General features: G+C 39.4%; 15 protein-coding genes. 2 read left to right on the top strand and 13 right to left on the bottom strand.

The genetic code is table 11. The features are described 5' to 3' along the window. Window positions 1–7 precede the first annotated feature (7 nt). The 13 genes from FBQ94_RS06060 to FBQ94_RS06120 form a co-directional block, all read right to left on the bottom strand. Complete coding sequence (locus FBQ94_RS06060; protein WP_007222092.1) at window positions 8–1,075, bottom strand: beta-ketoacyl synthase N-terminal-like domain-containing protein; 1,068 nt, start codon at window positions 1,073–1,075, stop codon at window positions 8–10. Continuing rightward, window positions 1,063–2,277, bottom strand: a complete 1,215-nt coding sequence (locus FBQ94_RS06065) for a beta-ketoacyl-[acyl-carrier-protein] synthase family protein (protein WP_007222091.1) — start codon at window positions 2,275–2,277, stop codon at window positions 1,063–1,065. The genes FBQ94_RS06060 and FBQ94_RS06065 overlap by 13 nt, the downstream gene beginning before the upstream one ends. After that, window positions 2,274–2,474 carry a hypothetical protein gene (locus FBQ94_RS06070; protein WP_007222090.1) on the bottom strand — a complete coding sequence of 67 codons (201 nt, stop codon included), beginning with the start codon at window positions 2,472–2,474 and terminating at the stop codon, window positions 2,274–2,276. Before FBQ94_RS06070 ends, FBQ94_RS06065 begins: the two co-directional genes overlap by 4 nt. Continuing rightward, on the bottom strand, window positions 2,471–3,325 hold the full coding sequence (locus FBQ94_RS06075) for a polysaccharide deacetylase family protein (protein ID WP_007222089.1): 855 nt from the start codon (window positions 3,323–3,325) through the stop codon (window positions 2,471–2,473). The genes FBQ94_RS06070 and FBQ94_RS06075 overlap by 4 nt, the downstream gene beginning before the upstream one ends. A 107-nt stretch (window positions 3,326–3,432) precedes the next feature. Beyond that, the gene (locus FBQ94_RS06080) at window positions 3,433–4,593 is read right to left on the bottom strand and encodes a carboxylate--amine ligase (protein ID WP_007222088.1); all 1,161 of its coding nucleotides are present in this window, start codon (window positions 4,591–4,593) and stop codon (window positions 3,433–3,435) included. Next, window positions 4,571–5,914 (bottom strand): B12-binding domain-containing radical SAM protein, encoded by a 1,344-nt coding sequence (locus FBQ94_RS06085; protein WP_007222087.1) that lies wholly within the window; start codon window positions 5,912–5,914, stop codon window positions 4,571–4,573. The genes FBQ94_RS06080 and FBQ94_RS06085 overlap by 23 nt, the downstream gene beginning before the upstream one ends. Before the next feature lie 66 nt (window positions 5,915–5,980). Continuing rightward, entirely contained in the window at window positions 5,981–6,325 is a 345-nt protein-coding gene (locus FBQ94_RS06090) for a type II toxin-antitoxin system VapC family toxin (protein ID WP_051006182.1), read from the bottom strand. Continuing rightward, complete coding sequence (locus FBQ94_RS06095) at window positions 6,300–6,551, bottom strand: AbrB/MazE/SpoVT family DNA-binding domain-containing protein (protein WP_007222086.1); 252 nt, start codon at window positions 6,549–6,551, stop codon at window positions 6,300–6,302. Before FBQ94_RS06095 ends, FBQ94_RS06090 begins: the two co-directional genes overlap by 26 nt. 359 nt (window positions 6,552–6,910) lie before the next feature. Beyond that, entirely contained in the window at window positions 6,911–7,765 is an 855-nt protein-coding gene (locus FBQ94_RS06100) for a hypothetical protein (protein ID WP_007222085.1), read from the bottom strand. Window positions 7,766–7,777: 12 nt separating this feature from the next. Further along, the gene (locus tag FBQ94_RS06105; protein WP_040543731.1) at window positions 7,778–8,836 is read right to left on the bottom strand and encodes a radical SAM/SPASM domain-containing protein; all 1,059 of its coding nucleotides are present in this window, start codon (window positions 8,834–8,836) and stop codon (window positions 7,778–7,780) included. Next, entirely contained in the window at window positions 8,829–9,461 is a 633-nt protein-coding gene (locus FBQ94_RS06110) for a TVP38/TMEM64 family protein (RefSeq protein WP_007222083.1), read from the bottom strand. The genes FBQ94_RS06105 and FBQ94_RS06110 overlap by 8 nt, the downstream gene beginning before the upstream one ends. Next, window positions 9,461–10,195 carry a LolA family protein gene (locus FBQ94_RS06115; protein WP_083849272.1) on the bottom strand — a complete coding sequence of 245 codons (735 nt, stop codon included), beginning with the start codon at window positions 10,193–10,195 and terminating at the stop codon, window positions 9,461–9,463. The genes FBQ94_RS06110 and FBQ94_RS06115 overlap by 1 nt, the downstream gene beginning before the upstream one ends. Window positions 10,196–10,232: 37 nt before the next feature. Beyond that, window positions 10,233–11,096: a lysophospholipid acyltransferase family protein gene (locus tag FBQ94_RS06120; RefSeq protein WP_007222081.1), complete on the bottom strand. Its 864-nt coding sequence runs from the start codon at window positions 11,094–11,096 to the stop codon at window positions 10,233–10,235. A gap of 286 nt (window positions 11,097–11,382) precedes the next feature. Here FBQ94_RS06120 and FBQ94_RS06125 point away from each other — a divergent pair, with 286 nt between their 5' ends. Both FBQ94_RS06125 and FBQ94_RS06130 read left to right on the top strand, forming a co-directional pair. Further along, window positions 11,383–12,579, top strand: a complete 1,197-nt coding sequence (locus tag FBQ94_RS06125; protein WP_007222080.1) for an SDH family Clp fold serine proteinase — start codon at window positions 11,383–11,385, stop codon at window positions 12,577–12,579. Window position 12,580: 1 nt separating this feature from the next. Continuing rightward, window positions 12,581–12,775 (top strand): hypothetical protein, encoded by a 195-nt coding sequence (locus FBQ94_RS06130; RefSeq protein WP_007222079.1) that lies wholly within the window; start codon window positions 12,581–12,583, stop codon window positions 12,773–12,775. Window positions 12,776–13,196 lie beyond the last annotated feature (421 nt).

Below are 13,196 nucleotides of genomic sequence, written 5' to 3' on the forward strand. Positions count from 1 at the left end.
GAATTATTCATGGATATTTCGATAAAATTACCGTAGATGCTATACCCTCTCTCTCGGTAACGCATATCATGATATTCCTGATTTCGTCAGGAATTTTTTCCCTCTTGCTGATAATGGATGATGGCGCTATGCCATACTTTATTATCAAGGCGGATACGATGATATCCCACATGGTAGTAACAGAAAATGCACTCCCTGTAAGAGGAGTTATAGACCCTACCGGTATATTTCCCGTATTTAAACACCGCGCTATCATATCAGAAAGAGATGGCTCTGCCATAACAAGATCAATATCACCGGTCTTTAGATTAGCCATTTCTAAAGATTTTTCCATTGTCTTATGGAATACCGATGGAAGATCTGAAGGGTTACTCCGTGAAGCAATTCCTGATAAATAACAGTAAGGAAATACACCTTTCATCGTATGTTCATTTTCCAGGAATAAAGCACCTGCTCCTTCTGACAATGGGGATAACCCTAATCTCGAATAGCAGGAAAATGATAATTCATTCAATTCGTCTGCCGAAACAATGATTGATCTATCAATCGCTCCGGCACGTATCATTTGGGCGGCACGTAGTATTGCCTTTGTTGCAATTGTTTTACCACCAATAAGGGTATGGACAGGACCGTGGACTCCAAAACATATGGATGTATTTCCTGCGGAGGCATTCAATATCGAATCACAAAAGAATATAGGGCTTACAGACTCAACGCCCTCAGTTATCAGTAACCTGTGGTATGATTGTGTATAGTTGAGCGCTCCATGTGTCAGGCTAACAATTATTCCGAGATTTTCTGAACTTGATGAATCGGGATTTGCATCATCTAGGGCGAGTTTTACCGCCAGCATAGTATATCTCGATATATCCGCAGTACGCCGAAACCTCTTATCGGGGATATATTCATCAAAATTAATATCGCCAATCTCTCCACCATAATACTCAGAAAAAGCAGGTAGTTTCGTTATTTTCCTGATGCCGGAAGCACCATTGAGTATGGCATCCCAGAATTGTTTCTTTCCCATGCCAATGGGTGTTAACGGACCTATACCTGTTAAAACTAACCTTCCCACGGATATTCCCGAAATAGTATGGCTGCATTTGACCCCCAAAACCCAAAAGAGTTGGAAAGAACGGTTTTAACATCCTCCTCAACAGCCTTCGTAATGATATTCAGATTACATCGGGGATCGGGGCAATCATAATTGATATTTGGTGGCATGGCCTTATGGATTATTGAAAATATTGAAACAATTGCCTCTACCGCACCGGCGCCTCCAAGAATATGGCCAACCATCGGCTTTATTGAACTGACGGGTATCTCTTTTGTGCTATCTCCTAATGCCATCGTTATTGCCTTTGATTCTGCCTCGTCATTGTATTTCGTACCTGTTCCGTGAGCATTAATATAATCGATCTTCGGATTCCCTGCATCTTGTAACGCCTTAATAATAGCATAAGACGCATATCTTCCCGATGGATCAGGACTTGTCATGTGATAAGCATCGGATGACTCACCATAGCCAACTATTTCACATACTATCCGTGCATTACGTCTTATGGCATATTCCAATTCTTCCAGGATTAAAATTCCCGCTCCTTCTCCAAGCACCAGTCCATCCCTGTTTTTATCAAAAGGCCGGCAGAGTGTTGGCGTTACCGCCATAAGAGAGTTAAAGCCGGCAAAGGTAAACTCACTCATGGTGTCATATCCGCCACAAACAGCTACATCATACTCACCGTAACGAACAGAATTGAATGCATGGCCGATAGCATTGGTACCTGAAGCGCAGGCATTAGAAAAAACGGTAAAATCGCCTGCAAGCTCAAATTCTCTTAACACATTGATTGCCTGATAATGAGCAAGATAATCAGTTACCAGAGAAAGCCTTGCCCTTTCCAGTCCTTTTTGTATAACCTCTCTATGATACATCTCACCGGAGAGCATCCCTCCCAGGGTTGTTCCTACAGATAAAAGTACTTCTTTATCTTTATAAGCAGGATACTCGTTTTCTGTTTCTGAAAGCGCCTCACGAACCGCATGGATCAAAAGATGAGATGCCCTGTCAAGTCTTGTTCTCTTTACGCTTTTAATACTCGTGGCGCTAAATTCCCGTGCCTCTCCACCACACTTTCCCGGGTATTTTGATGAATCAAATGAGGTAATCGTTTTTATACCAGATACTCCGGATTTTATTTTGACCCAGTTTATCTCTTTCCCCACACCATGAGCAGTAATAATACCAATTCCTGTTACAACAACCCTTCTCTTCAATGTGACGTATACTTCCCCATATTTTTTATTATCTTAAAACCATCGTAGAAAAAAATAAACAAGACGATAATTGCAGACAGGATAATGAGAGCGCCGATAATACCGGTAACAACAACAAAGGTTACTAAAAAACATAGCATCGTGGTGTAAATAAGGAGGGTAGAAAATAGTGATGTATAAAAGTAGATATCTCTCATGCATGTAATCTGATCACTTCCGAAACAGGCGCAAATCTAAGATGCCGAAGCAAGCCCTCAACCTTTTTCGGTGTCGCTTTTATGTTAAAATAGTGCATAAACTTCCTGCTGAACGGAAGGTCAATATGAGGTTGTTCCATATCGAATTCCCACGGATGTATGTAAACAATAGCAGGATATCCTTCCCAATTGATCCTCTGTATCTTTGAAAGAATATAAAAGTAAGGAAACATTCTCAAGGGCAATCCACCGGTGAAAGGCAACCTCTCCCAAAACAATCTGACTGTAGTAAGGGGAAATTCCCATATTTCCCCATAGTCTGTATCGAATTTACACGGATAGCGTGGAAAATCTCTGCTTCCCATTCTGGTAAGGGGAACCATGCTCGAATCATAAAGAATGCCCAGTTTCCTGAGTATCTTCAATGCCCATGGTGTCTCTTTCCTTATTGACCACTCAGGCGCCCTGAACCCAAAAACCCTGCTCCCGGTAATTGATGATATGGTAGAGACAGACTTACCAACATCTTCTTCAAATTCTCTTTCCGTCATCTCAAAAACCCTTCTGTGATAAAAACCGTGGGTTGCTATTTCATGCCCCTCATCCTTAATTGTCTTGATAAGATCAGGCTCTTTTAAGGCAATGTATCCGAGGACAAAAAAGGTAGCCTTTATATTATATGATCTGAAAAGATCCAATATCTTATCCGTGTTTTTTATAATACGATTTTCGTAGCTACCCCACTGAAGCGGATCAGAGTAATCTTCAACCCCACAGATGTGGTACCAATCTTCAAGGTCAACTGTCAAACCGTTTACCACTGATTCGTAACTACTCAAAATAAGGTGCAAAATTAAACCTGCAAATCATAAAACCTTTGCACTTTCCCATAAACAAGGCGAACATAAGGTTTGCCCCTCCTGTAACCCAACAGTATTTTGAGTAACTACACTGATTCTTATCTGTTCAAGAGGTCTTTCATCTCTTTATCATAGAAAAAGGTCAACACAGACGATATCCTTCCGAGTATCGGTAAGGGGTCTTTCAGAGAAATAATATCATCTTTTATTTTAAAATCAAAGAAATTTGGTTTTAACCTTAATCTCTCCGGATTTTTGATAAAATGTAATACATCTCCGGGAATAAGCCATCTGCATTTAACCCCAACAGCATAATTTACTACAGACTCAATATCACCATCCATTGCCATTTTAAATAAGAGCAAAGGGAAATCAACACCTGATTCAATTGCAAGCTGTAAAGAACCCCAGAATCTCGGATTCACCTCAAGCAGTTTTGGTTTTCCGTCCCTTGGGTCGATCTTAAATTCTGCATGGGCAATCCCGGTCCACTCAAGCGATTTCATGAGGGATATTGCAATTTCTCTGATATCATCCCTTTGAACACTTTCCCTGAGTGTACTCGGTCCCCCTTTTACCGGATATGAGCGCAAACGTTTATAGACAAACGAAGCCCTTACTTCAGACTCGAAGTTTAAAAGCAATCCAACCCCATATACTTCATCACCCGGTATGTACTCCTGAATAATCGGAAATGGATACTGTTTATGTACTTGTCCGTATAAGGAAGTTAATTCATCTTTATTTTTTACATAAACAATACCTCTTGAACCCGAGCTAACCCGTGGTTTTATAAGGGCCGGATACTCAAGTTTCTGTACAATTCCTGCAATAGAGTTTGTATCATTTACAAAATACGTTGCCGGAATATCAATGCCTCTTTCCATCGCATGGCGCATAATAAACGCTTTATCGTTGCACTTCTTTGCAAGATCGGCGCTGGCAAAAGGTATTCTCGTGTACTGTTCAAGCTTTTGCCTGTTTACCGGATCAGTTAAAAGAACCTGTGTAGAGAACTCCATAGGGAAGACAACATCGTAGCTATTCCTTTTGAGTTCTTCCTCAAGGTCTTTAAGGAAGCCAACGGGAGACAGCACAGGAGATGGGTAGACAAATCTCTTATTGCAGTATCTTGAGAACATTGCCGTCGCAAGCAGCGTCTTCTCTCCTGTAGTAACATCGAGTCCTTTCCTGCCAAAAGACCTTACAGCCGCAAGTGATTTATTCCACATCCCGTCAAGAACGAGAACCTTGCCCATAGGAAAACTCTTGCTTGTGTTTTATTGTTTTTTTTATCGTTTGCCGGAAACCGAAGTTCATAGGATAAAAGAAATTCTTGTATGTTCCATTACCCCATAATCTTTTAAATATCGCCGAATAGGAGAAGCTCTCCTTCAGGACGCGATGAAATCCATCGAGAAGTTTTTCGGGCTTCATCAATTTGGGCATAAAGACAACATTATTGGTATTGTAGTTTGACCAGTCGTGGTCTATGATCCTTCCTTCCCGGGATAACTGAGAATATAATCTTGTGCCAGGATACGGCGTTAATATCGTGAAATAACAAACATCAAGTTTTGCCTTAATAACAAATTCAATAGTCCGGTCAAAAACGCTTTCGTCATCATGGTCAAATCCCAGTACAAAAGCGCCATTTACCCCAATACCATAATCATGAAGTTTTTTAATTACATCAAGGTAATTCTCAGGTGTATTAAACGTCTTCCCCATTTTTACCAGATTGTTTGATGATAATGTCTCAAACCCTATCAGAAGCCCCATGCATCCGCTCTTTTTACAGAGTGCAAGGATTTCATCGTTTTTTGCAATTTGGGTAGATGCCTGCCCGGTCCACTTGAGGTGGTAGGGTATAATCCTTTCCAGAAGCTCTTTTGCATGTTTTCTATTGCTTATGATATTATCGTCGACAAAAAAGACTACATTCTTAAGAGCAAACCTGCTCTCAAATGGCTTCAGATGTTGTATCTCCCTTTCCACCTCATCAACAGGTCTATTTCTAAACTTACCACCAAAGGAATCTGTTACTGAGCAAAACTCGCAATTGTGTGGACATCCGCGGGTAGTCTCAATAAAATGTACCGGCAGGTATCTTTTCCTCTCATAGAGACCCCAATTCGGAGCCGGATAATTTACCAAAGAAGGGTATCCGTTATCGTGCTGATAAATACTTTTCAATTCACCCCTCTTAAAATCATCAACAACCTTATCCCACAGTTGTTCAGCCTCACCTACAACTATACTATCACAGTGCTGCAGCGCCTCATCAGGTAACTTTGATACATGCATACCGCCCATTATCACTTTTATTCCCCGCGCTCTAAAGCTATCGGCTATTTCATAGCCACGTTTGACAGCAGGGGTCATAGCAGTAATACCGACAAGGTCTGCATCCTGTTGTAAATCGAGGGTCTCGACCTTTTCATCGATGATACTTATCTGCCAATCAGGCGGCGTAAGTGCAGCGACTTTTAAAAGGCCAAGGTTTGGAAGGCGAAAATAAAAGTCACCACCTAAAAAACTTTTCGGGGCAAGGGGAGATACTAAAAGAAGCTTTTTCATGGTTCAACAAAGTTTGCCTTTAATTTTTTAAAATCAGTTTTGTCAAATGAGATTATAAGACTGCCTCTATACTTTGCTAAAACTGCCAAAGAAATATCTTGAATATCTATATGAATGTGATGTATATAAGTTTAAGCTTTCCAAGAATATCTCTTTACTGAAAACAGTTTTTATACCCTTGTAGTCAACAAGTCGTTTGTATTTTAAGCAAATTTCTTTTCGTGGAATGCCATAGACTTTATGCAAAACCCATATAACTTCCACGAAAACAATCTCTGTCAGTAAAGCTTCATCTTCTCCAAACTCAAGTTTTCCAAAAAACTCTTTAGTCTTTAGAAATTCTTTTTCATTATCCGCAAGAAAAAACCTCAAGATCACGTTAGTATCAATTATTTTTTGTGGCAATTTCATGAGCAACCATATCCGTGGCTTTCTTTATAGCCTTTACAATGGTTATTTTCTTTTTCGAAGCATATTTTTTGAAACATCCAGCAATATCTTCCGTCGTAGGTTTTTTAACAATTCCTTTACGGTCTTTAAGTTCAATCTCAATGACGTCTTCTATCTCAAGAGCGTCTCTTAATTTCTTTGGCAGCGTTATCTGCCCCTTTGGTGAAACTTTTAATATATGTTCCATAATCTAGGCCTCTTTACTTCATGAAACGTTACAAGGAAATATCCTTACGCATAAGGAGTCCCATACATCCCCTTTTTTGCAAGTGCAAGAATCTCATCGTTTTTTGACAAATCTATTTATCCCAACTACTACACGGTCAATAGAATTCATGATAATACGATTTGTATCGGTTCAACTGCATGGGGCTGTGTCATTGCGAGGGTATTGTCCGAAGCAATCTCCTGGACATTTCAAAAGAGATTGCTTCGGGAAAATACCCCTCGCAATGACACATACGAGAGGGTCTATTATGATAAATTAAGTTGACAGTGTACTACTATAATTTGCACGAATATCAGTAACTACTCTCAAGTAATGACTTATTTCCAGATTCCTTCTGTTCTGTTTACCCTGCCTGTACCCGGATCAAACGCCACACCAATACTTTTACCGGCACGTCGTCTCGCATAAACCCATAAATCGGCGCCCATGATATCCTCGTAAGTCATGGTTTTAGTCCTGGCGCTTGAGATATTGGTAGGTGGTCCCATTGCTATATATACCTCTTCTTTCGTCATTCCAATTCTCGCTACAGTATTTCTGATATTAGACTGGACATCAGCAGGAAACTGGTCAATATCGATAGGTTTTTTTGTGACAAATTTTTCAAGCAATGCATCACCATCCCCTCCAATATCTAATGTATAGCTGCTACCAGTCTCAACGTTTATCACTGACGCAGTATCACCAGACTTAACAACTTTTAATTTAGTCCCTACCGGAATGAATACCGGAGTTGATTGCCAGTTAACCCAGGTAATACGGTTACCCTTGATTACCTTTAAATTACATCGTGCATAATAGATATCCTTTTCATCGTAATCAACATTTCCGGATTTTTTCTGTTCTTTCTCACGAGGTACTGTACCTTGTTCTGAACGAGATGATTCTGCAGGACTGACTTTTTGAACAGCTTTCTGCTTTGCTGAAGCCTCAAGCATTGCCTTGATAATATTATCTCCTACACCCTCATTTTTTAGCTTTAGTATATTTTTCGTTGAAACATCAAACTGATTCTGTGAGGTTTTAATCTTGGTTATTACCAATTCATCTCCCAGGCCAGCCTTAACCATAGTGAGAATAGTATCGTTGGTAATAATTTCATCGGCTATTAAGGTAAGAGTCAGCGCCAAAAACACTGAAACAAGCAAGACCATAACTTTCAACGATTTCATGCAACCCCCCTTTTAATTTTGCTTAATCCACTTAAAATAGATAATCGACCCTATCTGTTTTACCAAAGCATTGAGCATGCTCTTATCGCCAAGGCACTGCCTGCAATGGGGATGTAATACCCTGAAACTCTCGAATCCCTTTACAACTTTTTGCACCACCTCCTTCTGTAAATAATCCTGAATTGATGTATCGCGATAATTATGAGTTGATGTCCTTCCTTCATAATCTGCACAGCAAAAGGTATAAGCTCCATCCCATAAAATGCCAAAGTTTTCCTGTATCCCGCAACAATACCCAAACCTCGCCTCTATAATCTTGCTATCAAAATGTGTTGCCCAGTCTCCAACAATCCGCGTATGAAAAGAGAGTTTATCGGTTATCACAACCTTATTTTCCTTAAAACTTCTCACACGGTTTATCTGTTTGAGCACACCGGATAAACGATTTTCAATGCTGGTACCCCTTAATATCCTTTCAGCCCATATACGCAGATACTCTCTTAATTTTTTTGATGTATCAGCAATACTAAATTCTTTAGCCACAGGTATGATTAATTTCCGTAACGGTGATGAAAGAAAACTAACCGTTAACTCAGTTTCGCCGCCTTTCTGTATGAATGTCCTTGCTATCGATGTAATATGTTCTGCATACTCTTCAAAAGATAATCCACGTGCGCCTCTCATAGAGAAGGTGCTTTCATCAGGGGTTTGAAGTGATACGATCATTCTTTTGATATTGGCCTTTATCAGGGCGTTCAGCAAATCTCCTTTCATACGACTGCCATTTGTCGTTATACACACATCCACATGCTTAGCATGCGCATATTCGGCTATATCAACTAAATGTGGGTGTAAGGCAGGCTCTCCCATTACATGAAATAAGAGTAATCGCGCTATTCTTGTCCTGCTGATGTCATCTATTATAGACTTAGCCATTTCAAAGGACATCGTTCCCCTTTGCCTTCTCATCCTCGAATCAGGACAAAACTCGCAGGAGAAATCACAGATATTTGTCAGCTCCATGTGAAGTCTGCTTATGGGAAGCTTTATAACACCTATGCTCTCAGTCATATGTCCTTTTCATAAACCGCGCCTTTACATAGGGAGTTGCCCCCATGGCAAACAGCATTGATACCGAAATAATAAATCCTGCGCTTGTTGGCGCAAACATATGGCTGCCAAAATAGGTGTAGAGGAAACTGATGGGCACCAGGGGAATCATGCTTGCTATATAAAAATCTTTAAAATCGATCCCTGATAATCCGGCCCAATAACTGACCATATCCCATGGCAAATTAAAGAGCCTCATATAGAGCACCGCATTTTTTCCATAATCCCTTGATCTCTTCTCTACCCTTCTGAACAGCTTATTCTTCTCTACCAGTTTTTCAACGATTCCTCTTCCAAGCCATCTTGCAAAATAAAATCCTATCAATGTTGAAAATACACCGCCAATAATTACATACACAGTACCCCAAACAGTGCCAAAGAGCATACCTGCTACGATCGTTAAACCCATTGATGGGAGGAAGAAAAGAATAGGTCTTAATGCAGTGAGTAAGATAAAAATGAAGGGAGCAGTTATCCTGTTTTCTTTCACAAAGATACCGATCTTATGGAAATTCAGATATGGATAGAAGTAAATACAGAAGATACTTATCGTTATAACAATAATGAGCTTAATAACCGTAATCATTATTCAGTGATACAATGGCTTGGCTCAAGGTTATTTGTTATCCGGATATCTTCTGGCAACTTTATTTTAAAGGTTCCGGTTTTAACTTCAGGATTAATTTTTATATTCGACAATCTGGTTACCGTCTTATCACCTTTTGAGGTATTTATCTCGAAACTCCGTGGAAACCCCGTCTCTTCATCATAATATATAATAATAGATGATAAGTATCGGCCTATCATTTCAGACAGAGGTTCCAGATGAAAAATTATTTCATCTCCCTGCCGCAGTATATCCATGGTAAAATTTTTTTCTATTTCCGTTAATGATCCCCACATCGTCATGGTGAGGAAGCGCATGGTATTACGTGCTATAAGATTTCCGGTAAGATTATATACCTGTGCTTCTTTGATCTCAGGATGATAGACTGTCATGGTCTCGCCATCAATAGCGATGACAGATTTGTCAGGTTTGGCAATGTCCCATCTGAACATATTGGGTTTTTTCATAATTACCGTTCCATCAATACACACCTTCTCTTTCAGCAAAGAAAGTTGTTTCTCCTGATTAACCGTAGCAGTTATTGAATCGGTGTCTTTCGTAAGCTCCCTTAATCTCTCAAATATTCTTTTTTTATCAGAAAGGGTTACCTCCTGAGCAACATGAGTTGATGCCTTAAGGGAGGAAGAAAAAATAAAACCAGCAAGCACAGCCATGCAAAACAAACAACTACTCATTATTTTTATTCTTAACATATTACCTCACAAACTTTTTCTTACATAATCATACATGCTATATCTTTATAAAATTATACCACTGATCAGGGTACATAACTATAGTATCTTCAAGTATTTTTACAACTTTTTCAAGTATTTCATACTCTTCATTTTCATGTGTTACCACAAAAGGCCCTTTAATAATACCTTTGTATACGTTTTTTTCTCTTACAACAAAAGCAACAACAACTGGAGCGCCTGTTAATCTACTGAGGATAAACGGGCCTCTTGGGAAGGGAACAGGTTTATGAAAAAAGTTTATGGTAATACTATCCGATCCGGTATGATACCGATCAATCAGCATGGCAATAACCTCATTATTGTTGAGCGCTCTCACCATCTCTATAGGAGAAAATGGAGAATCGCCTACCGTAATGGTTTTAACACCGTATGCCTCTCGGTACCATTTGCGGATAGTATCTATTTCCGGATTTTCGTCACGCAGTGTTAATACATTTGTTTTTAATCCATAACTCCCAAAGAATATACCTCCTAATTCCCAATTGCCAAGATGTGCGGTAAGCACAAGCAATCCCTTATTCATTTGTAATGCAGCATCGAGATTTTCCTTCCCTTTATAACAAGCAATTTGCCCGATTACTGCGCTTTTCTGTAAATGTGCAAATCTGCCGTAGTCTATAAGATATTTGCTATAGTTTCTAAAAAGGCTCCTCGTTATGCACGAGAGTTTCTTTTCTGAAAAGGCAGGAAATACCAATCGAAGGTTTTGTTTAACATTCTTTACCGCTGACTTGTAAAATACGTAGCTAATATCTGCTATGCTTCGGGAGATGGCATACGACAGAAATGTTGGCAAATAGCCTGCCCACTTTATCCCTAGTTTATACGCTACCGGAATATTAAGAAAATGCTTTGGCAAGAAAGTATTTATATTAACCTTGCAGAATATTTATAAAAATTAAATAAGGTAGTATTATTAAATAAAAGTATACCCCCTTGTCAAGCATAATTATCAGATACACGGAAAGGCGGATTGAAAAATAGGGATATTTTATTTTTTTACCGTAATACAGAGTAATTACTGTTAAAGAAATTACGAGATTATAAAAAACATTGTTTGGGCATTTGTTTTGCTTATTTAAAACCCAGTATAGTCAAAACAAGGAAGTTTATTCTCATATGGTCTAAAGTCAAAAGGAGGGTATGTGTCGAGGGATAAAAGAAAGGATTTAATAAGAAGAATTGAGGAAAAGAGGAATTCAAGACTAATTGTTTTTCTGACAAGTGATCGCCCTAATTTAGGATTTTCTATCTCCACAGATATCGTCCCCATTCTTCATAAGCATATTTTAGGAATTGAAGATTCTCAGAGGTCTAAAATGGATTTGTTCCTTTATAGCAGAGGAGGCCATAGCGATGTCCCCTGGACAATCGCTTCCACGTTCCGGGAGTATTGCAGGGAGGGGTCTTTTAGCGTTCTCATACCTTACAGGGCCCATAGCGCAGCAACACTCATAGCAATTGGCGCAGATGAGATCGTAATGACGAAAAAGGCGGAGTTGGGCCCAATTGATATAACCCTTAATAACGGACCCTATAATCCACGGGAGAAAAAAACGAATGACCGGTTACCAATTTCGGTAGAAGATGTAACTGGCTACTTTGATCTCCTTCAAAAGATAGGCTGTGAAAGACCTGAAGAAAAAATGCGGGGTTTTGAACAACTTACTAATAAGGTTCATCCTCTGGCGCTTGGCACCGTAAGCAGGATACTTGAACAAACAGAATTAGTAGCATCGCGTCTTCTTGGTACAAGGGCAAATCCCTTTGATGAGGAAAAGAATCGGGAGATAGTACGGAGATTATCATCTGAAATCTATTCTCATAGTCATACGATACACAGAACGGAAGCCATAAAACAGCTTGGCTTAGAACAAATTGTCAAAGCCGAGGATGCCGGAATTTCAGATGAACTATGGTCTCTTTATGAGGAATATAATGCATTATTTCTCTTAGATAAACCTTTCATGCCCGAAGAGTATCTCATTGCAAATGGCCTGGATGAGAATACATGGAATGACCTGAGTCTTGCATGCGTTGAAAGTATGAACAGGCTTGATATCTACCGGAAAAGTTTACTGGTACGCAGATTAAGACAATCTCAGCCTCAAGTTTCTTTAAACGTAAGCAACATCTCATTTCCGTCTATTAATATCCCCGCTCTGCCCCCTGAAGTTACCCCCGAACAAATACGCCAAATTGTTGAAAAGATTGTCTCCAGTCAATTCCAGTCAATTGTAAACAATGCAGTAAGAGTTGCTGTTAATGAGCTTTTAAAAACACTACCATCAACCGGTTTTGAACATATTTCATTTAATAGCGGTTGGGTTAAGGAGGAATAAAATGATAGAAAACTATTCATGGAAAGCAGTTATTAAACCTGAAGATGCCGTAAATGATCTCGTATACCTGGCCGGACAATGGAATACGAGTGTTGATGTAAAGATCAACATCCCGCATCAAATTTCGCAGGGGCCTGTCCGGGTTAAGATATTTAAAATTCCCGCTAATAAAAGGAAGCATAGTTTCGCCGAATAGAATTGGTATTCCTGATTGAAAGAAAAAATTCCATACTATTTGACCAAGCCATTTATTTTTCATATACTATAGCACATTCCACGAATAAAACCGAATATACCAGCGTGTATCAAGAACATAACCCATACGGAGAGACGTAAAATCTTGCGTCTCTTTGTATACTGTTCGGTTTCGATTGTTAATCACGGTACTTCAAGCCTAAAGGGTTGAAATAATTGCAGACAAAAAGAAGCCGGAATGGTAGTTGTTAATTTTTAAATTATTTTTAGACAGGATTTACAGGATTTACATTGATTTAGCAGAGACAAGGCAATGCCTTGTCTCTACCGAAAGACCGCATACATAACATGAAAATTCCTCTACAATCAAACTATCGTTTAGTCAAGGGTGGCACTGACAAACCATGTCCCTGTATGTCTTA

It is taken from the genome of Candidatus Jettenia sp. AMX1 (assembly GCF_030263775.1).
In the GTDB taxonomy this organism is placed as follows: Bacteria; Planctomycetota; Brocadiia; order Brocadiales; family Brocadiaceae; genus Jettenia; species Jettenia caeni.